Below are 24,672 nucleotides of genomic sequence, written 5' to 3' on the forward strand. Positions count from 1 at the left end.
GCAGGTGCACTATGACAAAATCGGGTTCACTTACACAAGAAATGCGTTTTCGGCTTAAGTCTTCACAGGAGTACAGTCAGGCGAGCTTCGCCTGGGTCACTTCCCTTCTCTTGTCAGTGTTACTGTTGTTCAACAGTTATGACTGGAGCCTTCAGGAGTTCAGACCATTTATAATGACTGCGCTCGGAATCTACCTATTTTTCACGCTGGTCCAGAGTATGCTGACGCTCCGGATTCGGAGAGACCTGATTCGGCAGGGAACAATCTCTGTGCTGACTCGCAGACTCGCCTGGGTCCAGCTGTTGGGTATCATTTCAGGCAATATCTTTATCGTGACGGCCGCTTTTCATCTGATCAAGAAAACAAAAAGCATTGAGTATACATTTGCGGTGTATATGCTGCTGACCCAGCTGTTCGTTATTGGGGTCTCGGCACTCAATATGTTTAAACCCTATGTTGCGGATACGTTTTTGCCAGCCATGGCTGCGCTCGTACTTGTGCTTGTGATTGATCTGGTGGTGCTGTTTATCGTATCCCGGTATACGTCAGCCTCGATCATCCCACGCTGGATGCTGGGAATGAGCGTGATCCTGATTCTGACTTCGGTCACAGGAAATGTATTCGCACTGCTGCTGGGTATCTCCATCATTGGACGAATCCGCAGACAGGGTAAACAAAAATCCAACTTCTGGAATGATCTGTGGGAGCGTCTTGCTCCGAATGTCACAGCAATGTCCGGTTTGTTTTTTATCATTTTCCTGTTCTCGATATCGATTTGCAGCTTCTTTACTTTTGATTACAGCATGGCTGTAGAAAATAACTACTCGGCCTTGCTTCAGTCTCCATCGCTCGCTTATCCCTTGGGAACGGATGACTTTGGACGATGTTTATTTTCCCGGATTGTATTCGGTGCCCGTATATCGTTGATCGTAGGCTTCATGTCAACTCTGATTCCGGTACTGATAGGCGGTATTCTCGGAGCCTTCTCGGGATTCTATGGAAGACACACGGACAATATTATCATGCGACTGCTGGATATTCTCTATGCCATTCCGGGTATTCTGCTCGCTATCGCCATCATTGCGGCTTTCGGGGCCAATACGGTCAATCTTATTCTGGCACTCAGCCTGGGTTCGATCCCAACTTACGCACGAACTATGAGAGCCAGTGTACTCTATGTATCTACATTTGAATTTGTTGAAGCTGCACGTGCACTGGGTTACAACAATCGCTCCATTATTTTCAAACATATTATTCCGAACTCGCTCGCACCCATGATTATCAAGTCTACACTTACGATTGGCGGAGCGGTCATTGCCACAAGCAGCCTGAGTTATCTGGGACTCGGCGTGGAGCCGCATATTCCCGAGTGGGGCAACATTCTCAAGCTGGGCAGCACATATCTGGAAACCCATTCATATCTGGCCATCTATCCAGGTCTTGCGATCATTCTGCTCGTGCTCTCGTTCAACTTTCTGGGTGACGGACTGCGCGATGCGCTTGATCCGAAGCTCGAAAAGGCTTAACCGCTGCTACAATATTCAATTCAAATTGAATTCCATTGATTATGAACTTATCTGGAGGTATTTTCATGAAAAAACGTATGCTGATAGCACTGCTATTAACTTTTGTCCTTGTGGTCTCCGGTTGCAGTGTGAAGACCAAGACGGAATCCCAGTCAGAAACCGCACCGTCCGATACAACAAAAAACACGCAAAACCAAAAACCGGTAGACATCGAATTACTGGCTCAGAGCTCTTCCGAAAACGACGTGAACATTATCCGCGACCAGCTCACCAAGAATGGCTTCAATGTTAAGCTGAACCTGCAGCCGGATTACGGCAGCTACAAATCCCAGCAGGATGCAGGCAATTATGACATTGCACTGTCCAGCTGGACAACGGTAACCGGGAATCCGGACTATGCAGTTCGTTCACTTTTCAAAACAGGCGGAGACTACAGCATTCTGGCTGATGAAGAAATCGATAAACTTATTGACCAGGCTGCTACCCAGACTCCGGACGAATACAAGGATACGTATAAACAATTGGAGGACCGCTTGGTGACCGATCAGGCCTATATCGCTCCGTTGTACATTTCCTTGAAAAGTCAGGCTTTGAACAAAGACATTCTGAATGCAGACACCGTTCGCTTGTCCAAATCCCGCGCCATGGCTTGGGAACCAATTGAATTCAAAGACAGCTCCAAAAATACCAAAGAACCATTAATTCTGACACAAAGTGCCTCCGTCCTGACTTCCCTTGACCCGATCAAAGGAAATGACGGTTCCATCAACCAACTGAACACCAACATGTATGTACGTCTCGTTAACCTGACAGATGACGATCAACTTACACCAGAGGGTTCCCTCTCCCACAATTTCAGCATTGCTGAGGGTAACTCGGAGTATTACTTCATTCTCAGAGACGATATCAACTTTGCCAAGATTGATAACAAAAAAGCGGTAGATACGGGAGAACGTGTCGGTGCAGATGACGTCATCTTCTCTCTCGATCGCGCCAAAAACAAAGATTCCGTACCGGATCACCGGACATACAGCCTGCACGAACATATCAAGGAAGCCGAGTTGGTAACAGACCTGGGCGCCTTGGAATCCGTTCAGCAATCTAGTGGCAGCGGTACGGTTAAAGACGCATTAGAACAAGGGCTGGGCACCAAAATTACGGAACTGGTCACGGACAAAAACAAAGCCGATAACGCTGCCGGGAAGTATCAGGTTGTGAAACTCACAACCACGGAACCTTTCCCGCAAGTATTGAATTATCTGGCTCACCAATCTGCTGGTATTGTGTCCAAAAAGCAGGTCGAGAGCATCAATACGTATGATGTAGCTTCGTTTGACGTGAATAAAGACATTCCTTACGGCGATCAGAATACGGTGACTGAAGGTGCTGCGTACAACAACACCCTGTATGCCAGCGGCCCCTATATCTTGGCATATAAAAATGATTATGAAGGTGTATTCTATCAGAATCCCGGCTACCGTAAAGGCTCTGAGTATGCACCTAAAATTTCTCAGGTGAATGTTCGATTCATCTCCGATGCCGACAGTGCGTTGTCTGCTCTTCGCAGCAGTGAAATCCACCTGTACTACGGGGTACCTGAAACGAAGTACGATATCATTAAAAATGACAGCAAATTGCAATTGCAGAGCATTCCGAGCAATGCGGTTTCCTATCTGCTGTTCAACACAGCCAATCGGGAAGTTGCCAAGAGCAGTGACCTGAGAAAAGCCGTACTGTACGCCATCAACCAGGATGACATTTTGCAGTTCTACAAAAACAACAAACTTAAGGCGTACTCTACAGTAAGTCCACTCGTTCAGACTGGGAATGAATTGAAGTCCGATCCGGCAAAAGTAAAAGAATTCTTGAGCGCCTACCAGGCTTCCAAGTAGCAATAAAGATAAACGGCTGTCATCCGGATCACTCCAAGATCCGGATGACAGCCGTTTTATATGCTGAACAATATATTCTATAAATTGAACAATCAACATTGTACAATCTTCCTAGAATATCTGCGCTGTACACCAGGCAACAGAGTGACGATCTGAATCCCCACTCCCCAGGAAAAATAGACCAGATGGATCACAGATACATGCTGGATCCAGTATACCTGCACCATAATCCAGATAATCAGAGCAAATCCCGTATATAAGGAGAATGTCCATCCCCAGTATTGATTCGGGTAGAGATTCAGTTTTTCACCTATTTTCCAGTGAATGCGACGAAGGAGTGAAATGGCAATGATCATTGGCATAACACCTAGAACCAACAATAGTATAATTCCCGGGATCAGAAAACTGCCAAACGGGGAATGTTCCAACAATGAATCCGGCATTTGGATAAGGTTTCCCGATGGATCGATAATGAGTGCTCCCCCTCCAACCATCGCACCAATGCCCAGTAACCCCTGCATCACAATGATCACCCACGATCTTTCAGGTCCAACTTCGCGCTTTATTCCCTCATCACTAATCCTCATCCCTCGCCCTCCAGACATGTTATACCGATTTTACTGAACGATCTATTTTTCCATTTTCACATACGGAGAGGGTTGAATCCTGTGCTCTTTCTCACTAAAATCGTTCCAAAAAATTCGATTATGGTAAAACTTGATAAAAGAACGTACGTTCGGTATAATGGAAATATACTTAATGAGCGAGAGGCAGATATGGACGACAAATTTATTAAGGAACTACGCGAAATTAGTCGGGATGACAGAAGAAGGTCCGAATTTATGATCCAAGGCATGAAGGAAACACTGCAGGGAAGAAAAGAAGAAAGTAGATTCAAGCGCTGGATTCGGCGTAAGAAAACAGAGAAGAAAATTTCACAACGATTCAATCAGGATCCCTCTTCGGATCAAAAGTAACCACATAAAAAGGAGGCGGAATACGCCTCCTTTATTATTTATATGAATGCCTATTCGTCTAGATATGCAAAATAAAAACAATACTTATTTCGCACCCGCCCGGACCAACATCGCTTCGATTTCCTTGAAGCCTTTATTCTTAGCATGAATAAGCGGTGATACACCATCACGATCCGAAAGGTTTACGTCTGCTCCATGATCAATGAGTAATTGAATTGTCTGCTGCTGATTTTTATTTCCATCGTTCAAAATGATCGCTTCAAGCAGTGCTGTCCATCCCAATTGATTAATATGGTCCACATTCACTGAAGTTTGGGTCAGCAGTTCTCGTACCACATCCACGTATCCATGCTCCGAAGCTGGAATCAGTGCAGTTCCTCCATATCGATTCGTTATCGCTGGATCGGCTCCCGCCTCAATCGTCAGCTTCAGAATATCCAAGTACCCTTCAGCGCCAGCGTACAAAAACGGGTTATTTTTCATATCATCCTGTACATTAACATCTGCACCCGCTTCAATCAACATTGTGGCTGATGCCAGATCATTGTTGTACGTTGCAATCATAACAGCTGTTCTTCCGCTCTGATCCTGAGCATTGATATTGGCGCCCTCTTGAATCCATTTTTTAATACTCTCGGTGTCTCTTCCCTCTGCAGCCTTCAACAACAGCACATCCGGAGAAGTTGATAACTTCTCCTCCACCTTCGAGTCGTTTCTCACCTCAGGCACGCAGCCCTGAACGACGAACATACTGCTTATTAGGATAATGATCATCAGCGACTTATTCATACTGCCTCCCTTACTACAGTGTCACCGTTACCGAAGAAGCGACACTCCAATTCCCAACTGGATTTATTGTATAGGTCGTGCCTGGGATTAACTTGCCATCATTAACAAGATCGAATACGCCCGTGGCGCCTTTCCGACTTGAATATTTATATGTCGCTGTCAGAACGTCACCGTTAGGTGATGTTAATGTTACACTTCGACCAGAGAACAGCTCATCTCCAGGATCTTGGGCCAGCGTAACTTCAACTGAAGTTTCACTCACACCTTGGGCACTCACAACCTCCAACGAATCAAACGACCTTGCGGTGAAAGAAGCGTTATTGATGTTCGCCCAGTCAGAAGAAACCGTATATGTCACACCGGATTGCAATGTTTGTCCTTCGGGCAAACGGAATTTCGGTTCTTGTTTGCCATCTGTCGATTGCGTGAACGGAACATATTTGGCAACGATTGGCTCGCCACCTTCTGGCGTAATCACGACTTGTCTTGCCTGCATGGAGGAGATAATTTGATACGTTTTGCCTTCTGCTTGTTCTTGGTCATTCAACACAAACGCATTAGCCCCTCGACCACCGCTGTATGCTGAAATGATATAGCCGTAATCCACTACACCCTTCGCTTGCAGCGCTTCAATCTCGAACGTATCATTTGTTATTTGACTAACCGTCGTCATGTTTAATTTCGTGCCGCTGCCTTCAAAGGAACCAGCATCTTGGCCTTTATAAGTGAGGCTGTATACTTCACCTGCACGTTGAACGGACGTTGGAACGATGTACGTCGCAACGGACCCTGTTTTCAGACGAGGCATGTTAGTCAATGTCAACCCACCACTGAGGGCAAAATCGGTTTGTGCCTTGGCAAACACTTCATCTGCTGCTGTCAGCGGTTTGTCGAATGTGACAATTAACGTAATGGCATTCAGCGATCTAACGCTCTGAATTTGAGCCTTCTCCGAAGGAATAGCCTGGTGGGCCGTTTGCAACAGCACCGCTGTTTCGCCGCGTGTGGTCGAATCGTTCTCGGAGTAGAACGTGCTCATCCAATGGTGAACAGATTTCACATCACGCTGCATCGCTTTGGATACGACTTGTTCGAGTTCTGCATCCGTCACTTGACTGTGTGGATTGAATTGTCCGTTATTCGCCTGCATGATGCCAAGTTCAACGAGCTTTGATGCATACGGTGCATACCACGCGTCAGGATTAACGTCCGTTAATTCTACGCTTTCTCCCGTCTTGCCCTCCAGATTAAACGTTTTGAATACCAGTGATGCTAATTCTGCGCGGGTAATGGCTCTATTCTCACCCATGGATTGATCGGCATAACCGTTCATGATCCCCAGGCTGTTCAGTTCCTTGATGGCAGCCTCAATCTGCGGGTTAGTAAGCTGTGTCGTTGTAGCTGCAACGTTAGTAACGTATGTAGCTGCATATGCTTGATTCGCAGTTAGCGGGAATACTGCTGAGCCTAATGCAGTTATGGTTAAAAATGTAGCTATTTTTCGGGTTGTAGGATTCATGTATGAATTCCTCCTCTATAGGTTGAAGTTGCCTGTATCTATAGAATAGAGGACAAAAAGAAACTCCCAAGGACAAAAATATTAACAAATTATAAACTGAATCTGATTTTTCTCGAAACTTATACGGTGAATCGGTAACCCGCGCCCCAAACGGTTTCAATGTACTCCGGATTTTTGGGGTCTGCCTCCAGCTTCCCACGCAATTTGCGAATATGAACGGTAACCGTCGCAATATCCCCGCTGGAATCCATGCTCCAGATCCGCTCGAACAGATCCGATTTGCTGAATACACGGTTGGGATGACTCGCAAGAAATACGAGTAGATCGAATTCTTTGGTTGTAATTGCTACCTCTTCGCCATTAGCAAAAACGCGGCGCGCTCCCTTGTCGATATGAAGCCCGCGAATGTGAATTTCATCCTGTTCGGCTGGTTTGCTTTTGCCAAGCAATCTCTCGTATCGGGTCAAATGAGCCTTCGCTCTTGCAACCAACTCGCTTGGGCTGAACGGCTTCGTAATAAAATCATCAACACCCAAATTGAACGTTCTAATCTTATCGATCTCCTCCTTTTTCGCGGAGACCACAAGGATCGGCACCTCTTTCACTTCACGAATGCGCCTGCAACATTCGAAGCCGTCCAGTCCCGGCAGCATCAGATCAACTATAATCAGATTGTAACTCCCCTCCAGAGCCAGCTTCAGCCCTTCATCTCCGTTGTGGCAGAGCTCTACAGAAAACCCGTTGAGTTCGAAATAGTCCCGTTCCAGTTCCGCAATCGTTGTTTCGTCCTCAATAATCAAAATGTTTGTCATTTTCCCATCAGCCCCTCCTCTTCATTTAGCCGTTTTAGTTTGATATAAATGATTGTGCCGTCATTGGGTTTGCTTTCGGCCCAGATGAAACCTCCGTGTCCATCGATGATTTGGCGGGCAATCGCCAGTCCCAATCCACTTCCGCCTGTTGAGGAGTTGCGAGATTGTTCTGCCCGATAAAAGCGTTCAAATATATAAGGCAGCGCCTCTTCCGGTATTCCGCTACCATTATCTTTAAAGGCCATCGTAATCCACTCTGCATCTGCTTCAAGTGTAATGCCAAATCGTTTTTGTTCATTCTCCATATATTTAAGTGCATTATCCACTACATTGACAACGGTGCGTTTTAATTTATCCAGATCCACAGAAGCCATGACCGAACCAGAGGCCCGATTATCCCAATCCAAAGCCACTCCTTTGTCCTCCAGATCGTATCTCAGCTCTTCAATGCTGTCTTCCAGGAAATCGACAAGATCTACCACTTTAAACAGGAAGGGTTCCTGATTCAAGTCGAGCTTTGAGTACAGAAACAGTTCATCCACCAGCTTATCCATGCTGACTGCTTTGGAGTGAATGATATTGACGTATGATTCCATTTTTTCCGGAGTGTTGGCCACTCCATCACGAATTCCCTCAATATAACCTTTAATATTGGTGATCGGGGTACGAAGGTCATGCGAAATGTTGGAGATGAGTTCTCGGCGGTTCGCCTCGTCCTGCTGGCGCAACTCATTGGAGCGTTGCAATTGATTCCGCATGCTCTCAAACGCTTCGCTGAGCTGTCCAACCTCATCATTGGAGTTAAGCTGAAGCTTGAAGGTCAGATTTCCGTCCTTGATATGTTCGGCTGAACTCCGTAGTTGATTCAATGGTTTAATGAAGCTGCGGGTGATCCAGCGGAACAAGAGCAGGTTCGCAATGATGAGGACCCCGATGAGCAAAACTGACATCACAGGCAGCAGCTTGCGAGTAAGTTCAGCAAATGGGCTTCTCTCCCGAATGACGAAGATACTTCCCCGTTCTCCATCTGAATATTTAAAATCAAATTTCGCATACGCATAGAATCGTTCACTGATGTTAAAGGTACTCCGAATCTGATAATTGTTAAGATCATAGGCAGGCAGTGCTTGCTTCAGTTCTGGCTGGTTGAAGGTCAACGATTCGAAGATCTGGTTATTCTCCCGTCTGACGTAGAGCCCCGACTTCTCGGCTCGAAGCTTCATGTCGTACTCGCGCAGCAAAACCTTGTTCTGCAGCTCGTCCGGATCATTTTTGGCCAGAAACTTCATCTCTTGAAAGATCGATTCTCCCTGTTCCGTGAGTGGATTCACCTGATAATGTACTTTGTAAATATCGCGAAACCCCTGCAGATCGCCTGTTGCAGCAATCGTATACAGACTAGCCGTAAGCAGGATGAACAGCAAACTTATGACGAGCATACCCGTAAAGGACAGCAACATTTTTATTCGAATGGACATGGTATCCCCTTCTTAATCATGCTATTGGGTTAGTTAGTGCACATGTTAACACAAGATTGATCCAAATGCCCATAGGAGTATTCCATATCAGCAGTGCTGCCTGAACAGAAGAAAAACCCAAGGTCGTAAAAATGACCTGGGTTTCTCAACAATCAGAGGAGAAATACACCTCCCTAGTTATTTACCTATGCGAATCATTCGGAAAGAACTGTGTGTGAGTCCTTTGCAATATATCTATGTTCAACTTTGTTTTACGGTAAAATGGCAAACGAGCGTACTGGAAAGCCGGACGCCTTTTCTGCCTTAGGTACGATATTGAAGATCACCGCACCTTTAGCTGGTACCTGATCCAGATTCGTTAACAGCTCTACCTGATATGTATCCCGGGCAAGTACATAATATTCTGCCAGAAGTGCCCCGTTCTTTTGATAGTCTACAGCTGAATCAGTGTCGAAGGTCTCATGGCCGATCGCCTGTATTTTTCTTTCCTCGAATAAAAACATTAGCGCACTGACTGACCATCCGGGTGCATGACTGTTGCCCTCAGCATCCTTGTTGTCGAATGCTTCATGACTGGGCCAGCGTCTGCTCCAATCGGTACGCAGTGCTACAAAGCTGCCAGCTTCAATAACGCCATGCTCTTTTTCAAACTCAAGAATATGCTCGACATCCAGCGTGAAATCCGGATTGCTCTCTACAGCCTCAGATTGATCAATGACCACCAGCGGTAGCACAAGCTCCTTTAAGCCCAGTTCATCGAGATACCGGGTATCCCGCACAAAGTGAATTGGCGCATCGAGATGCGTCCCATATTGACCGGGAAACCTGAAACTCTGGGCGAAGAAGCCTTGATCGTGATTAAACAACGTATCGAATTGTGCCGCATCAAAAGCTGAGAAATGTGGAGATTCCGGTCCAAACGTATGGGTCAGATCCACCCACTTCTTTTCTTTTAATAATTGAATCGCTTGAATGAGTTCATTGGACATCCGAATCACCTCATACATAGAATGGAATAAATTGTTACTATTATATCGTATTCCACTCCATGCGAAAATATCGAATGTCAGCTATTTGATCGAATTCATTAACTCGAAGAAGTATTTCGGTTCATGAGTCTGATATAGATTGAACCAAGAATCTAAAGTCTCCGGTGTAAATACATCTAGCACCTTTAATACATGCATCGCAAATTCCAACGGAGCTATGCCTGATGCTGTAACTAAATTATCATCCGTTACGGAAGGTACCATTTCATAGTATTTTTCTCCAATATAATGAGGACAAATCATTTTCAAATATTCCAGATCATTGCTTGTATGCCTTCTGGAGTCTAGCAATCCTGTCCTCGCAAGACCAACGGTTGCACCACATATTGCCGCAACAACATGACCTTTTTCCAAAGATGTCGAAGCTTTTTTCAATATAGGCTCGTGAATGGATTCCATCCAAGTATTCCCGCCTGGAAGAATCAACACATCCGTACTTTCCACCATACACTCAGCAACTGAAATGTGAGGTAATATTTCCAATCCTCCCATGGTAGTCACTGGACTTTTATCAACACCAACAGCAACCACCTCTATCGGCGCCAGCCCCTTTTTAAAATACCTTCCCGAGTTTAGTTCAGCAATTAAATAACCAACCTCCCAGTCTGACATCGTATCAAATACATAAAGATATGCTTTTTTGGTATGCATCGTGCACTTCCCTTCTAGTCGATACCCCTAGTATAAAAAAACTTCACTGACATCTTCCGTCAGTAAAGTTTTTAAATTTGATCATAATCAATTAGCTCATATAGTGGGTTCAATCCCTTTTTGGTTTGAATACTCCAGAGTATAGTCCCCATTATTTTTAGAACTCCCCTTTTGCGGGCGGCCTTCTCTTCGAAAAAAGGTACTGTAATTCTTAATTACGAAACATCTTAGCTTTATAAAATTCACTGTTTCATGGCTATATCCTCAAACTCGGTTTATGTAAAATGATTCGAACTCAGCAACAGAGTCGAACTGGTTGATAGATACGCCTTCTCTTTTGAGATGATTCTCCAACTGATCTATAAGCTGCAGGACGGCTAATCGTAATGGTTCAAAATCGTTTGGATTTAACAGTGCAACCAGATCTGGATACCCATAATTAACGTAAAATTCGCGATGCTCACCCAAGTCCATCATACCAGGCCAACGCCCCTTTTCCGCCGCATACAATATTCGGGATAACCCGTCTTGCAGCCCAATAGCAACGAAGAAGGCTGTTTCGTAATGGCCTTTTTCGCACGCAGTTAACAGTTTATTCATCATCCCTTTTTCCTCTTCGTAGTACCCTCGCAGTTGCTCTTTATAAGAGCGAGTCTCTTCTTGGCTGTTTTGTCGCTCCGATATGAGACCAAGTGTATCCGCTGTCAGATTCTCGCACGCTGATACTATTTCATCTGGAGAAAGGCTGAACATCATTGTATCAAGGTATGGGTCCAGTTGATCCGGTTTAATGGGAAGATTTCTAACTTGCTCACGATAGTGACCCCAACTGCGTTTATAGTAAATTTGGTTCAAAAAGCCAAGCGACATGAAAATGTTTCCCGCAATCTTTTGAGCGTGGGTTCGACAATAGGACAGGTCCTTGGTGTTTTTGGAAAGACGCATTTTAGCTATGCTGATAAAGCATTCCTTTAATACGGACTCAGCTTTGCTGATCATATCCGATGCGTTGGATTTACTCCCCATCTTGGATATTGTTTCGCGAAGTTCCATGAACCTGGCCAGATCATCATCTGATCGGACATATAACAATTCACAATCTGCTATAATCGTCGTATTCCATTCTTCAGATGTTGCCATTCTTTCAGCACGACCCCATCCGATGGGCCAGAAATCAAAACTTATGCCTTCGATCATAAACTGGCACTCCACTTCTCTACCCCTGGCCGTCGCCGGAATGAAGAAGAAATCCAAATCCGAACGTTCAGTCGCTCGCCCCTGCAAATATGATCCGTAATATCCGACAATTGCAACATCTTGAGGATAATGAGTCTTAATATGTTTTACAATAATGTCTGATACAGCAAAAACATCAATCATCAGATAACCTCCTCATTGTATTTCAATTTCAGATTGGCTACCTATACACCTTTATTAAAGTAAGGGTTAGCTTAATCCCATTCTACAAATTTTGGGACATCTATTTTATTCGAGACCTAGTACCAAGACCCCTTTTAGAGGATCATGTTCTGAGATTTACATTTGAAAATGAACATCAACAAATCGCCTACATCCCGCCTCAGAGTTAAATTTTCGTTTCCCGTTATTCGAAAAAAGGCTACCGCTAGGGTAGCCTACTCTCATATCTTCATTCTCGAGTACTCACTTTTAGTCAAACCATATAGATATTCATCGTAATGCTGTCCATTAGTGAATACCATATTTCTGAGTTTCCCTTCTTGGACAAATCCAAGACGCTCATGAAGTTCTAGTGAACCTTGATTAAAAGCATAAACATGTGCAGTAACTTTCTGATAGCGTAACTCTTCAAAGTAATATCGCAACAATATTTTTACAGCTTCTGATGCATAACCATTGCGCCAGAATTCTCTGAAGATAGCAACACCGTACGTAAAAGTTCCATTTCGGGTATCACAGTTATTCGAACTTATGCTTCCCACTAATACTCCATCTAAAGTCTCGACCGCGAGCATAATTTTATCCCCATCAGGACCACGGGATGCCTCGTGTTCAGCCCAAGCTTTTGTACCCTCTTCCGATCTTGGGAAATTTATTACATCGCAAAGTCTAGCACAGTCAGAATCAGAATCATTATTGTGGAACTTATCCCAATCAGTTGGGAGAATTGCACGTAATCTAACTTTATGACCTGTCCAAATATTATTTTCCATTATAGATCCTCCTAAGGTTTATTTACTCCTACCTCACTCATATATGAATTAAGGCGGAGATCTGGCCTTGGGATCTAAGTCTTCATATACTACATCGTTCTCATTCCTTTCAACACTTACTTCAAGTATATACCGTAATATTCCATTCTTTCAAATTATATTATTCAGTGCTCTTTTTCCGCATACAAGATACACCTCCTAAAATATCACTGGTTCCCCATATGGGTATTTTCGTGTGAATTTTAGGAGGTGTACATCAGAAACAAAAATCTAACTTGAAACATTTAACGTCAATCCTCGTTTATTCTACTCGAATGACCAGTTTCCCGCGTGTGTGATGGGTTTCGTTTTTTTCGTGCGCTTCACGCAGTCCTTGTTCACTCAAGGGGTATATCTCATCAATGATGGGTCTCAGCTTTCCCTCAGCAGCGAGCTCGGCCAACTGATCGAGTTGATCCCCTTTGGGTTCCATCATGAAGACGTTGGCGGTTACACCAACTTCCTTAGCCAGCGTTTCATCCGGCTGTTCCACAAGCGATACCAGATGTCCACCGGCCTTCAATACCTTGAAGCTATCACGCTGAATGTCACCACCCATCGTGTCCAGCACGACATCGTACCCGGAGAGAATCTCCGAGAAGTCTTCTTTTTTATAGTTGATAAAATGGTCCACTCCCAGCGAACGAAGCAATTCCTCATTCGATTCACTTGCGGTGGAGGCCACTTCAGCGCCAAAATATTTGGCAATCTGGATGGCATAGGTTCCTACACCACCTGCTCCCGCATGAATGAGAACCTTCTGCCCTTTGGCAAGTCGTCCATGGTCGACAAGTGCCTGCCAGGCCGTCATGGCTGCTAGCGGTATGGCAGCTGCTTCCTCGAAGCTCAGATTTTCTGGGATACGGGCAATGATGTCCGCATCCACGGCCACATATTCTGCATAGGTCCCGAAATGACGAGGACGGGCAAATACACGATCTCCCGCTCTGAACCTTGCCACATTTGAACCCGCTTCAGTCACCGTACCGGCAACATCCCCGCCCAATATTAGTGGGAAAGAATCCGCTGCCTCTTTCATATGCCCTTGTCTGACTTTGAAATCCACCGGGTTCACAGAAGTAGCATGAATGCGGATCAGCACCTGATTCACTCCACATGCCGGCTTGGGCATTTCCTTTTCCTTCAATTGTTCCGCTCCACCGAACTTTTCAATCACAATTGCTTTCATTAGAGATCCCAGCCTTTCCATAGAATTATCGTTATGCTCTCCTTCTTCATTACCCTTCCCGGACGTTCAGTTGACCTATATTCATGAATTCGCAGCAGGTTTGGGTTCACAATCCAGATCAGGAACCGTGATATAATGGAGAACGGTTGAACCTAAATAACTGAACAAGCGAGGTAGCGATGTGGAAATTGAAGTAAGTACATTACATGCATTTTCGGACAAGCCTCTCGGTGGAAACCCCGCAGGCGTTGTTTTACAAGCAGAACATTTATCAGACTCTCAGATGCAGAAGATTGCCAGACAAGTCGGATTTTCAGAGACCGCGTTTGTTATGCCATCGGATCAGGCTGATTTCAAAGTTCGTTACTTCACCCCTAGTGATGAAGTGGATCTATGTGGACATGCAACGATTGCCTTATTTTATTTAATGAAAGCACAGCATATCGTTGAGGTAGGTATATACACACTGGAGACACTGGCCGGAATACTTGAAGTGGTTGTCCAGAACAATGGTGAAGTCTATCTGTCTCAGACACTTCCGGAGTTCGGAGAGCTCGTTGACCGACAAGACATTGCAGATTCTCTGGGTATTTCTATACATGATTTACATGCCGAACTGCCTGTACAGATCGTGTCTACCGGATTGCGGGATATCCTGATTGGGGTTAACCATGTTGATGTTCTGTCAAAAATCATTCCTGATCTTCAGCTTATCGCCAAAATGAGCAAAGCTAACCATGTCGTAGGTTTTCACGTATTTGCACTTGAACCAGATGAAGAGAGCACTCTGGCAGAATGCCGGAATTTTGCTCCCCTCTACGATATCCCGGAAGAGAGCGCAACGGGTACATCTAACGGTGCTTTACTCTGTTATTTACATAAATACAACCAACTTTCAGATCCCCACGATTCAACCTATACGATCAGACAAGGATACACCATGAACCGCCCCTCGGAGATTCGAGCGAGATTAACACTGGGCATTTCCAATGAAATCACAAAGGTTCAAGTGGGTGGGGTCGCGGTTCATATAGAGAACATTCGAATTCAGCTTTCATGAATGCTGTGCTTGAATCTTATGTAAAAATCGTAACACGGCTTGCTCCAATTGATTCAGCCCTGGCTGTTCTATAGGGAAGTGGCCCGCGCCTTCCAATATTACGCATTCCTTTTCCACCTTCAATCGATCAAAAAAAGATTGGCTGAACCGTAATGGTGTCATCGGGTCCAGTTCGGGGTGAACCAGCAGTACAGGACATTGGTCAAACTGTTCCGGGTCTACCTCCGGATTCTTATTCAGGAATGTTCTTAACAGTTCCAACGGTACACGTGTCGCTGCCGCCTGTGGATCATTCATAATAAGTCGGGTCAAATCCGAATTATTGGTAATCAGCTGCATACGTGATACTTGCTTCACAGAGATCCGCATATGATCCAGTAAAGCAGGAAACTGATCCATCATACGTTTGCCCCATCGGCTCACCAGACGGTTTGGTGCAAGCTGGTCACGCATATCAGCATCACTCGTGTCCACAAAAGTGGTTACGATCAAGCCTTGTACGTGCTCACTGCGTGCACTCGTGTGATAAGCCAGCATGCCTCCGATGCTGCTTCCCAACGCCACGATCGGCTTGCCGTCTTTCCTAAATTCCCGATCAGCGAGTGAAACAAGCAGCTTGATCCATAGTTCATAATTGAGGCGTGTCCCAGGCAACGGATAGCTCAGTCCATACGGTGGAAGATCTGGCGATATGACCTCATAGCCTCGGAGCTGCAACATTCGAGCATAAGGAGCGAGCAACCTGCCATTGCCTCCGGCTCCATGAATGAACAGAATTTTGATCGGCGAATCGGGCGCGGGCAGACGATCGATGTGCAGATGAACCCCGTTCAATTCCCACCACTCCTCTTCAGGATTCGCATGGTCCCCTAGCCTGAATTGTTCCGGGAAGAAGGCTTGATACTGTTTCCAATAATGATGTGATGAATGATATGAAGGCAGATTATCCATGCTGTACATTCTCCTCTTGTCGTAAAACCCATTTAATTCAGCTGCATGAGCATCATCTTATATAACCAAAAAAAGCCGTGCATTGCACGACTTTTCATTAAGCACACTTTTGAGCATGATTCTTTCCAAGAAATCTTCCTACCTCTGTCAATCCGAAAACTGTACATTACCCGGTACAATATAGGCTCCACCCGATCCACTTTCAGGCAAAGCCGGAAGGGTATCACTCACTATCTGCCCGCGAATATCGGTGATGCGAATGTTCAATTTTTCTTTACCGAGTCCAGTTCCCAGGAAATGATTATAGTCCTGTTTCTCCAGATTGAGCCATGTGCCGTCCTTTTGCTTCACTTCGAGCTTCAGCACCGGATATTTATGATTCCGAACCTGGATCGCTGCCCACCACTGACTGCTGCCTTCTTTGATCCGATAGGAAACGTTACCTTTGACCGGAGCTTTTACGACTTTCCAACTGATATCGATTTTGCCTGCCTTCGGGTCCCCGATCAGGTTAAAGGCATTTGGTGAAAGATCCAGCGCACCACTGGCTCCCTCAGGATACAGATCCGTTACATATACGGTCGTTTTGCCTTTGGGACCTTGCACCTCCAGATACGCTCCGGCCAGCGCAGCCTTGATGCCATTATAATTAAGCTGATATGGATTAAGTGCTGTAATTTTCATGTCCGCAGGAATAGGGTCTAATAGCAAAGCCCCTCCCGAGTATCCTGAACCTGTGTAAGTAGCGTAACCTTTGTATGTATCATTCCATGCGGCAGATGCCGGCAATGCAAACAGCACTAAGCCTAACAATAGCGTGGTACCTACCCATTTTAACCGTTGAAATCTGCTTTCTTGATTCATGTCAAAATCCTCCTTGTCGTCAGATACATTGCTAGATTGCTAGATTCAAATATAACATTATTTTACATATATAATGATTATTTTCAATCTAATTAGCTAAATTGCATCCAAAGTCCCGCCCTAATCTCAGCCCTTCAATGAGCATGAAATAGCATGTTTACCTCACTTGAATTAGGTGTTTAGACCCGCTAAGGCACTCATCTATTCCATAAAAAGAAAAGCGCCACACCGGGGAGAAATTCACTTCTCCATGTGGTGTGGCGCTTATGGACCCGAGCCCAGAAACTCAATACAGAGTCACATTTGTTTTTGGGCTATCCTGTCCTCTTCACAAAAGCAGGAACAGTTCGCATAGATTCACTCTGTCTGCCTTCGTTTCATTCTTTTCCTCAAGCGGGCATATTGACTGTAGATCCAGGGTGATTCTTTTGTCAGAATCGGGCCGAGCACCGCCAGAATTAACACATATAACACGGCAAAAGACTGTATGGAAGCCATCAGGCCTCCTGCCTTGCCGATGTTCGCCATAATGATGGAGAACTCTCCACGGGATACGAGCGTGAACCCCACATTGAGAGAAGCCTTGGGAGTCATCCCCGCCAGTCTTCCAGCGATCATTCCTGCTCCGTAGTTGCTGGCAATCGTCAGAACCACCGCTATGAGCGTCATGCCAACGGCTCCGCCGAGGGAAGAAGGTTCAATGGTCAGGCCAAAGCTGAAAAAGAAGATGGCTCCAAAGAAATCTTTGAACGGCATGATCTGATGCTCAATGCGGCTGGCATGTCTCGACTCCCCCAGAACCAGCCCCATCATCAGAGCTCCAATCGCCTCGGCTACATGCAATGTTTCCGAGAAACCCGCCACCAGAAAGAGCAGCGTCATCACCGTAAGCAGAAATAACTCCGATGACTTGATGTTGAGTGCCTTATCGATATACTTGATGCATTTCCTGCCTATGATCAGAAATAGCACAATAAATAGCAGTGCGGACAGGGATACAAGCAGGACGCTGAGGAATGAGGTAGCCCCACTAAGCACAAGCCCCGTCAGGATGGAGATATGAATGGCGATGAACAGATCATCAAACATGATCATGCCCATAATAATCTCCGTCTCCGGGTTCGCCGTTCGCTTCAGATCCACGAGTACTTTAGCCACAATAGCTGTGGAAGAACTCGTCATGATACCACAGATAACTAATGTCTCCTTGAGCGGCAGCTCCATGAACCATCCCAGCAGCAGACCGGAAGCAAAATTTAGGCCAACGTAGAACATACCTCCGGTCAGAATGGCTTTGCCTGACTTCAATAGACGGGATACCGAAAATTCAAGTCCCAGATAAAAGAGTAAAAACAGAATGCCCAGCCTGCCCATAAATTCAATAAAGGACGAGCTTTCGATAAAACGTAAATCCACAATGCCAATCTGTGGTGCATGCGGTCCAACAGCCATACCAATCAGAATATAGAAAGGAATGACCGAGAATCGTAATCGTGCAGATATGAGCCCCGTAAGTGTAATCAGCGCAACGGCAATTCCCACTTCGAATATGAGCATATCCATAGGCTAGAGCCGTCCATTGGTTAACAACTGTTTTAACAGTTTGATCTGATCCCGTTCACCAGCGACAACAACCGTAGCCCCCGCGGTAAAGATAAAATCCGGACCCGGATTAAACTGCTTCGTCCTGTTCTTCTCCACCACAGCCAGAATAACTGCTCCTGTTGCCTGGCGAATATTCAGTTCTCCGATCGTTCTCCCTATACTCTCAGAATTCGGCTCAATACGGAGCCACTCAATTAACAGCCCCTCCAACATAACTTCACGTTCATCCTGAAAGGTTGGTTTGTACGTCATGCCGCCGACAATAGCCGCTACCGCACGGGCCTCATCATCATCTAATGTGATCAGTGACACCATGTCTCCAATTTCTTCTGGCGAATCACCTGATTCCATGTGAAACAGGTCACGCCGCTCATCATTATGGATGACGATGACCAAATGCTCACCGCTGCGTGTATGCAGCCAATATTTGCGTCCAATTCCCGGCAAATCCGTCTCTTTAAAGTGCATGATCTGCACCCCCAGTGGACATCCGATTCAAAGAGTCATTGTTTAACGCAATATCCATAATGCGTACTCGCATCGAGCCAGCCGGTATATTAATCGACCTCACTTCTCCCTTGAGCCCAAGCAATAACTGCCGTCCCACAGGGGAGAGAAAGGAAATATGCCCCGCATCCGGGTCCGCGTCATCCGGCATCACAATGGTGAACGAATCAGCTGTATGAAAGTCAACGTACTCAAAACGGATCAAGCTACCGATAAGTACCACCGAGTCCAGAGCTTCATCCGAACCGAGGAGCAGCTTCTCCACACACGTTGTATAGGTGGCAAGCAGCCGTTCCATCTGCGAACGTTCCGGATCACGCACGTCAAAATAGGCGTCGAGAAATGTTCTTTTCTCTTCACCGAATATAATGAGCTGGTTCACCAGCATTTCTCTGCAATTTTGAAAGGAGGACCTATGGTTCATAATAAATCTCACCTCCTATACAAGCCTTGTTCTCCATGTTGATTCGCATGTTTTTCTTCATCATGTTGCTCTCCTCCTTCATATAGATAAAAAAACCACGGATACCGCGGTCTTACTACCATCTTACCAAAACTAATTTTTTAATCCAGTATATTCGGTTAACTTCACGTTATATAACGCTTAAAGGAATGTTCAGCCTGTCTTCAATATCTAACCTTCACATCGTATGACAGATCCATAGAAGATTTTAATAAGCCTTAAAAAACATTTTATGGCTTTTTATCTCGTATTTTTATTGGGTTTCATGTATATTTAACTACAAACTTTTATGCAATTTATACAAATAGCCATCCCAAGACTTTAACACAATAAAGGAGTGCATTGAAAAAGTGTCGACTATAACTAAGGATTCAACTCAAGTATCTGCAGCAGAGTATGTTCATTCCGTTTACGAATCGGTTATCGCCAGAAATCCACAGGAAAGTGAATTCCATCAGGCTGTCAAAGAGATCCTGGACTCGCTTATTCCGGTCATTGCAGCTCACCCGAAATATCGGGAGAATGGCTTGCTTGAACAGCTTGTTGAACCAGAACGTGTCATTACGTTCCGTGTGCCTTGGGTAGATGATCAAGGCAAGGTGCAAGTAAACCGTGGATTCCGTGTTCAGTTCAACAGCGCAATTGGACCTTACAAAGGCGGACTTCGTTTCCACCCTTCCGTTTACTCGGGAATCGTTAAATTCCTTGGGTTCGAACAAATTTTCAAAAATGCACTGACTGGCCTGCCAATCGGCGGTGGTAAAGGTGGTTCCGACTTCGATCCAAAAGGAAAATCAGATCTGGAAGTCATGCGTTTCACGCAAAGCTTCATGACTGAGCTGTACAAATATATCGGTTCCGATGCGGACGTACCTGCCGGCGACATTGGTGTAGGTGCACGGGAAATCGGTTATATGTTCGGACAGTACAAACGTATCAGCGGTGGACACGAAGCTGGTGTACTCACAGGTAAAGGCTTGCTGTACGGGGGAAGTCTTGCTCGTAAGGAAGCTACAGGATTCGGATGCGTGTACTTTGTGAAGGAAATGCTGGCATCCAAAGGACTGAGCTTCAAGGACAGCACCGTAGTTGTCTCCGGTTCGGGGAATGTATCCATCTATGCCATTCAGAAGGCTCAGGAGCTTGGAGCTAAGGTTGTGGCGTGTAGTGACTCTGGGGGTTACATCTATGACGCTCAAGGAATCAATCTGGATACCGTAAAAAGATTAAAAGAGGTTGATCGTCTGCGGATCAGCGAATATGTCAAAGAACATCCGCATGCCGTCTACACCGAAGGCTGTGAAGGCATCTGGTCTATCCCTTGTGATATCGCGCTGCCTTGTGCAACGCAAAACGAAATCGACGAACAGGCTGCTGCATTGCTCGTGCAAGGCGGAGTTAAAGCGATCGGTGAAGGGGCGAATATGCCTTCTACTCTGGCTGCGATTGACGTTTTTCATAAAGAAGGCGTTCTGTTTGGACCAGCCAAAGCGGCTAATGCTGGTGGAGTCGCCGTGTCCGCACTTGAAATGTCGCAGAACAGCATGCGGTTGTCCTGGTCATTTGAAGAAGTGGACGCCAAGCTGCATGACATTATGTCGAACATCTACACCAGCTGTGTTCAGGCAGCGGATGAGTACGGCTGTGCAGGTAACCTGCTTGCCGGAGCGAACATCGCAGGCTTCCTGAAGGTGGCAGACGCCATGCTCGCACAAGGTATCGTCTAACTTAGGCAAACCCATTCACCACAGGAATTTTCCAGCCAGTGTAATGGCATTTTTCCTAAGATAATAAAGGGCAGTTCTCCCCAGGGAGAGCTGCCCTTTTGCTACTTTTACACATGCAGAACCTCGGCATACGGACTAACCCAAAAAGCCGCCAAAATGGCGGCTCCTAACGACGATATGGCTTAAGAACGAATGGTTTTCAGGGCTCCGCTCCAGGACAGCACTTGGTCAAGCATACCGTTTAGGTTCGTCAAATGCAGATCAGCCGGTTTGAAGGTTCCGTTATCAAAATCGGTAAATAGCGAAAGTGCGGGATGAACACGAACATCAGCAACCGACAACTCACCTAGAATGCCCCGCAGATGTTCTGCAGCACGTGCACCACCTACTGAACCGTAACTGACAATCCCGGCAGCTTTGTCATTCCATGCCTCACGGGCATAATCCAAAGCATTTTTCAGTGATGCGGAGATGCTGTGGTTATACTCCTGTACAATGAATACGAACCCGTCCAGACTTGCCAGCTTCGCATTCCAGGCAGTAGCCTGCTCCGTTGCATCCGCTTCTCCCAAGAGAGGCAGCTTGTAATCAGCAATATCCACGATCTCATAGTTGGCATCTCCACGTGCATCCGCAATCTGTTTTACCCATTCTCCAACCTGTGGACTCAAACGCCCCTCACGTGTGCTCCCAAGAATAATTCCAATGTTAAGTTTCGACATCGTTTGTTCCTCCTCTTGTGTGTTGTTGTTTGTTTTTCCGAATAATTTATCCATAAAGCCCATATTGACACCATCCTGTATCCGTTTGGTTTAATTTCTTCTGTTGATATTGATAATAAGTAATTAAATTCATTTAGTCAAGTAACTTACGTAAAGTTTGTATTTATTTTTTTAACTTTATCTTTATCATACAAATATTGTTATGAATTTATTCTACATAGCAGCATATTGATCGAAATTCAGCCTGATGGTAAAGTTGTAATGACCTTAAAATAGCAAGTCTTTTAATTAAAGGAAGTGTACAAATGACTAATCAAGCATTCAGTAGCAATCAGGCTACTCTGCATTTAAGTGCAGACTGCGAGCAATGTTTTGGTCTATGCTGTGTTGCCTTGCCGTATGGCAAATCCTCAGACTTTGCTTTTGATAAATCCAGCGGTACCCCCTGTCCCAATCTCCGTACCGATAACCGCTGTGGTATCCATACACAGCTGCGACAGAAGGGGTTCAAGGGCTGCACAGTCTACGATTGTTTCGGGGCTGGTCAGAAACTATCACAAATTACATATGCGGGCAGGGATTGGCGTAATCATCCCGAATCTGCTGCCGAGATGTTCGATTGCTTGCCTGTCATGAAGCAGCTTCATGAGATGATGAGCTATATCAATGAAATGCTTCAGCTGCCGGAAACATCATCCATCCATGCCGCGTTGAAGGACGTATATCGGGAAACGGAACGACTAACCGATCTGGAGCCATCTGCCATATTACGTCTCGATATTCCCGCACATCGGGCGGTGGTGAACGAACTGCTTGTACAGGCCAGCGAGATGGTGCGGGCAAAGGTTCCAGCTTCGGGTAAGGGACCATCCCAATCGAAGACCAAAAAGCGTACGGGAAGAGACTTTCTGGGTGCCAATCTTAAAGGCGCTGACCTTCGGGGTGCAAGCTTTAGAGGTGCCTTAATGATAGCGGCTGATTTACGAAATGCAGATATGAGAAACACCGATCTGATCGGGACCGACTTGCGGGATGCGAATCTGGGCGGAGCAGATCTGAGAGGCAGTATCTTTCTGACACAATCCCAGCTCAACTCGGCAAAAGGCAGTGCAGATACCAAGTTGCCTTATCATTTAAACCTTCCCTCACACTGGCTGTAGGGAAGACTAACCCAAGATGAAGTATGAATCAGGAATGAATATGAATAAACCATGAATAGGTACTCATTCGTTTGTGCAACAAATAGCTCGTCCCTCTTTTTAGAAGGACGAGCTATTTGTGTTGTATTACATTTTAGATATAAATAATCAGTACTTACAACTGCGGTAATGAATTAACGGACTACAGCAAGTCGCGGCGAAGGTCCTCAGCCGATTTAGGAGACAGGTGACCGAGTGGAATATCAAATACCGTCTTAGCCCCTTTGTATCCTTCCAGACTCAAACGTTGTGCGGCTCTTGCATAAGCCACCAGTACACTTGCTGTAAATTCAGGATTGCTGTCGAGCTTCAGACCAAATTCAATAATTTGTTTCTGGCCTGCGCCTGTAACTCCACTGCGAATGACAAACCCACCGTGTGGCATACCTTCATGCTCAGCCTTTAATTGCTCTTCAGTAATGAACGTCACCGTTGTATCGTAATCCGAGAAATAGTTCGGCATGGATACAATCGTTTCACGAATTTCGTCCTGATTTGCACCAGCTTCTGCAACTACATAACATTGACGCAGATGCTTCTCACGTGTGGTCAATTCTGGGGTCTCCCCAGCACGAATGCTGTTGATTACTTCTTCAACAGGTACAGTGTATTGCACACCAGCCTTAACGCCAGGAACACGACGGATCGCATCGGAGTGACCTTGGCTTACTCCTTTACCCCAGAACGTGTACTCTTTACCTTCTGGCAGGATCGATTGGGCAAGCAGTCGGTTCATGGAGAACAAGCCCGGGTCCCAACCTGTGGAAATGACGCTCACGTGGCCACCTTGCTCTGCCGCAGCGTTAACTTCTTTATAGAATTCAGGGATTTTGGCATGTGTATCGAAGCTATCCACCGTATTGAACCATTTTGCAATTGCAGGTGTCTGCTCCGGAAGATCGGTTGCCGAACCTCCACACAGAATCATCACATCAATTTTGCCTATGTATTGCTCAGCAGCAGAGATGTGCTCGAAACGAACCTCCATACCTTCTGCAACCATCTGCTCCGGGTTACGACGTGTAAATACAGCAACGAGCTCCATATCCGGGTTTTGAGTAATCGCTTTCTCTACACCTTTGCCCAGATTTCCGTAACCGACGATACCAACTTTGACCATGTTCAATCCTCTCCTGTCTTCATCTAATGTTGCATACTCTGTTCAGTATAATTATATAACATACCATGTAAACTGTCAGGTTTCCAGTGTGAAATAGAAATACCTTGCATGCAGAGCAGCAAGGCCTGATATATTCCTTTTATTCTAATCACGTCCAACCGAATGGATAAAAGGTATGTCATCCACGGAAGAGGTAGCAAACAAGACGGAGACGGACAACACCGTTAGAGACAACAGACAGCTTGCCAGGAGTAAGGAAAGGAATCTTGATGCAATTCTGATCTTTTTCATCCATTCTACCTCCTCATCCTGTTTGCTATATTTTGGCTGGATCATGTTCT

General features: G+C 45.5%; 24 protein-coding genes. 6 read left to right on the top strand and 18 right to left on the bottom strand.

The window, feature by feature from the left end; translation table 11 throughout:
* The first annotated feature begins 11 nt into the window (after nt 1–11).
* Nucleotides 12–1,526, top strand: a complete 1,515-nt coding sequence (locus MKY42_RS24515) for an ABC transporter permease (RefSeq protein WP_179263516.1) — start codon at nt 12–14, stop codon at nt 1,524–1,526.
* Nucleotides 1,527–1,591: 65 nt separating this feature from the next.
* Nucleotides 1,592–3,418 (top strand): ABC transporter substrate-binding protein, encoded by a 1,827-nt coding sequence (locus MKY42_RS24520; RefSeq protein ID WP_090903761.1) that lies wholly within the window; start codon nt 1,592–1,594, stop codon nt 3,416–3,418.
* Nucleotides 3,419–3,510: 92 nt separating this feature from the next.
* Here MKY42_RS24520 and MKY42_RS24525 read toward each other — a convergent pair whose 3' ends face one another.
* Nucleotides 3,511–4,005, bottom strand: a complete 495-nt coding sequence (locus MKY42_RS24525; RefSeq protein ID WP_179263512.1) for a hypothetical protein — start codon at nt 4,003–4,005, stop codon at nt 3,511–3,513.
* A gap of 189 nt (nt 4,006–4,194) precedes the next feature.
* Here MKY42_RS24525 and MKY42_RS24530 point away from each other — a divergent pair, with 189 nt between their 5' ends.
* On the top strand, nt 4,195–4,395 hold the full coding sequence (locus tag MKY42_RS24530) for a hypothetical protein (protein WP_090904006.1): 201 nt from the start codon (nt 4,195–4,197) through the stop codon (nt 4,393–4,395).
* 84 nt (nt 4,396–4,479) lie between these two features.
* Here the strand turns inward: MKY42_RS24530 and MKY42_RS24535 are convergent, their stop codons facing one another.
* From MKY42_RS24535 to MKY42_RS24575, 9 genes are all read right to left on the bottom strand, one after another.
* Nucleotides 4,480–5,184, bottom strand: coding sequence for an ankyrin repeat domain-containing protein (locus MKY42_RS24535; protein ID WP_090903762.1), 705 nt, complete (start codon nt 5,182–5,184; stop codon nt 4,480–4,482).
* A 13-nt stretch (nt 5,185–5,197) separates the two neighbouring features.
* A complete protein-coding gene (locus tag MKY42_RS24540) occupies nt 5,198–6,703 on the bottom strand; it encodes an S-layer homology domain-containing protein (RefSeq protein ID WP_339845392.1) in 1,506 nt (501 codons plus the stop codon).
* Between the two features lie 119 nt (nt 6,704–6,822).
* The gene (locus MKY42_RS24545; RefSeq protein ID WP_090903764.1) at nt 6,823–7,515 is read right to left on the bottom strand and encodes a response regulator transcription factor; all 693 of its coding nucleotides are present in this window, start codon (nt 7,513–7,515) and stop codon (nt 6,823–6,825) included.
* A complete protein-coding gene (locus tag MKY42_RS24550; RefSeq protein WP_090903765.1) occupies nt 7,512–8,993 on the bottom strand; it encodes a HAMP domain-containing sensor histidine kinase in 1,482 nt (493 codons plus the stop codon). The genes MKY42_RS24545 and MKY42_RS24550 overlap by 4 nt, the downstream gene beginning before the upstream one ends.
* A gap of 251 nt (nt 8,994–9,244) precedes the next feature.
* A complete protein-coding gene (locus tag MKY42_RS24555) occupies nt 9,245–9,982 on the bottom strand; it encodes a cyclase family protein (RefSeq protein ID WP_179263510.1) in 738 nt (245 codons plus the stop codon).
* Nucleotides 9,983–10,063: 81 nt separating this feature from the next.
* A complete protein-coding gene (locus MKY42_RS24560; RefSeq protein WP_090903767.1) occupies nt 10,064–10,693 on the bottom strand; it encodes a type 1 glutamine amidotransferase family protein in 630 nt (209 codons plus the stop codon).
* 264 nt (nt 10,694–10,957) lie between these two features.
* Entirely contained in the window at nt 10,958–12,073 is a 1,116-nt protein-coding gene (locus tag MKY42_RS24565; RefSeq protein ID WP_339845395.1) for a nucleotidyltransferase domain-containing protein, read from the bottom strand.
* A gap of 260 nt (nt 12,074–12,333) precedes the next feature.
* A complete protein-coding gene (locus MKY42_RS24570; protein ID WP_339845398.1) occupies nt 12,334–12,885 on the bottom strand; it encodes a GNAT family protein in 552 nt (183 codons plus the stop codon).
* 301 nt (nt 12,886–13,186) lie between these two features.
* On the bottom strand, nt 13,187–14,113 hold the full coding sequence (locus MKY42_RS24575; protein ID WP_339845400.1) for an NADP-dependent oxidoreductase: 927 nt from the start codon (nt 14,111–14,113) through the stop codon (nt 13,187–13,189).
* A 181-nt stretch (nt 14,114–14,294) separates the two neighbouring features.
* On the opposite strand from MKY42_RS24575, the gene MKY42_RS24580 reads away from it, so the two are divergent.
* Complete coding sequence (locus MKY42_RS24580; RefSeq protein WP_339845402.1) at nt 14,295–15,173, top strand: PhzF family phenazine biosynthesis protein; 879 nt, start codon at nt 14,295–14,297, stop codon at nt 15,171–15,173.
* Here the strand turns inward: MKY42_RS24580 and MKY42_RS24585 are convergent.
* From MKY42_RS24585 to MKY42_RS24605, 5 genes are all read right to left on the bottom strand, one after another.
* Nucleotides 15,168–16,124 (bottom strand): alpha/beta hydrolase, encoded by a 957-nt coding sequence (locus MKY42_RS24585; protein WP_339845404.1) that lies wholly within the window; start codon nt 16,122–16,124, stop codon nt 15,168–15,170. The genes MKY42_RS24580 and MKY42_RS24585 overlap by 6 nt on opposite strands.
* Nucleotides 16,125–16,271: 147 nt before the next feature.
* Entirely contained in the window at nt 16,272–16,988 is a 717-nt protein-coding gene (locus MKY42_RS24590; RefSeq protein WP_339845407.1) for an expansin EXLX1 family cellulose-binding protein, read from the bottom strand.
* Nucleotides 16,989–17,345: 357 nt separating this feature from the next.
* On the bottom strand, nt 17,346–18,551 hold the full coding sequence (locus tag MKY42_RS24595; protein ID WP_339845409.1) for a cation:proton antiporter: 1,206 nt from the start codon (nt 18,549–18,551) through the stop codon (nt 17,346–17,348).
* A 3-nt stretch (nt 18,552–18,554) separates the two neighbouring features.
* Nucleotides 18,555–19,061 (bottom strand): cation:proton antiporter regulatory subunit, encoded by a 507-nt coding sequence (locus tag MKY42_RS24600; protein ID WP_339845411.1) that lies wholly within the window; start codon nt 19,059–19,061, stop codon nt 18,555–18,557.
* Nucleotides 19,051–19,524 carry a GreA/GreB family elongation factor gene (locus MKY42_RS24605; protein WP_090903776.1) on the bottom strand — a complete coding sequence of 158 codons (474 nt, stop codon included), beginning with the start codon at nt 19,522–19,524 and terminating at the stop codon, nt 19,051–19,053. Before MKY42_RS24605 ends, MKY42_RS24600 begins: the two co-directional genes overlap by 11 nt.
* A 389-nt stretch (nt 19,525–19,913) precedes the next feature.
* On the opposite strand from MKY42_RS24605, the gene gdhA reads away from it, so the two are divergent.
* Nucleotides 19,914–21,290, top strand: coding sequence for an NADP-specific glutamate dehydrogenase (gene gdhA / locus MKY42_RS24610; protein WP_339845413.1), 1,377 nt, complete (start codon nt 19,914–19,916; stop codon nt 21,288–21,290).
* A gap of 182 nt (nt 21,291–21,472) precedes the next feature.
* Here gdhA and MKY42_RS24615 read toward each other — a convergent pair whose 3' ends face one another.
* Nucleotides 21,473–22,012 carry an NADPH-dependent FMN reductase gene (locus tag MKY42_RS24615; RefSeq protein WP_090904007.1) on the bottom strand — a complete coding sequence of 180 codons (540 nt, stop codon included), beginning with the start codon at nt 22,010–22,012 and terminating at the stop codon, nt 21,473–21,475.
* A 305-nt stretch (nt 22,013–22,317) separates the two neighbouring features.
* Between MKY42_RS24615 and MKY42_RS24620 the strand changes: the two genes are divergently transcribed.
* Nucleotides 22,318–23,172: a pentapeptide repeat-containing protein gene (locus MKY42_RS24620; RefSeq protein ID WP_090903777.1), complete on the top strand. Its 855-nt coding sequence runs from the start codon at nt 22,318–22,320 to the stop codon at nt 23,170–23,172.
* A gap of 181 nt (nt 23,173–23,353) precedes the next feature.
* On the opposite strand, the gene MKY42_RS24625 is transcribed toward MKY42_RS24620, so the two are convergent.
* Nucleotides 23,354–24,337, bottom strand: a complete 984-nt coding sequence (locus tag MKY42_RS24625; RefSeq protein ID WP_090903778.1) for a diaminopimelate dehydrogenase — start codon at nt 24,335–24,337, stop codon at nt 23,354–23,356.
* Nucleotides 24,338–24,475: 138 nt separating this feature from the next.
* On the bottom strand, nt 24,476–24,622 hold the full coding sequence (locus MKY42_RS24630) for a hypothetical protein (protein WP_177185850.1): 147 nt from the start codon (nt 24,620–24,622) through the stop codon (nt 24,476–24,478).
* Nucleotides 24,623–24,672: the final 50 nt, after the last annotated feature.

It is taken from the genome of Paenibacillus sp. FSL W7-1088 (genome assembly GCF_037969855.1).
In the GTDB taxonomy this organism is placed as follows: Bacteria; Bacillota; Bacilli; order Paenibacillales; family Paenibacillaceae; genus Paenibacillus.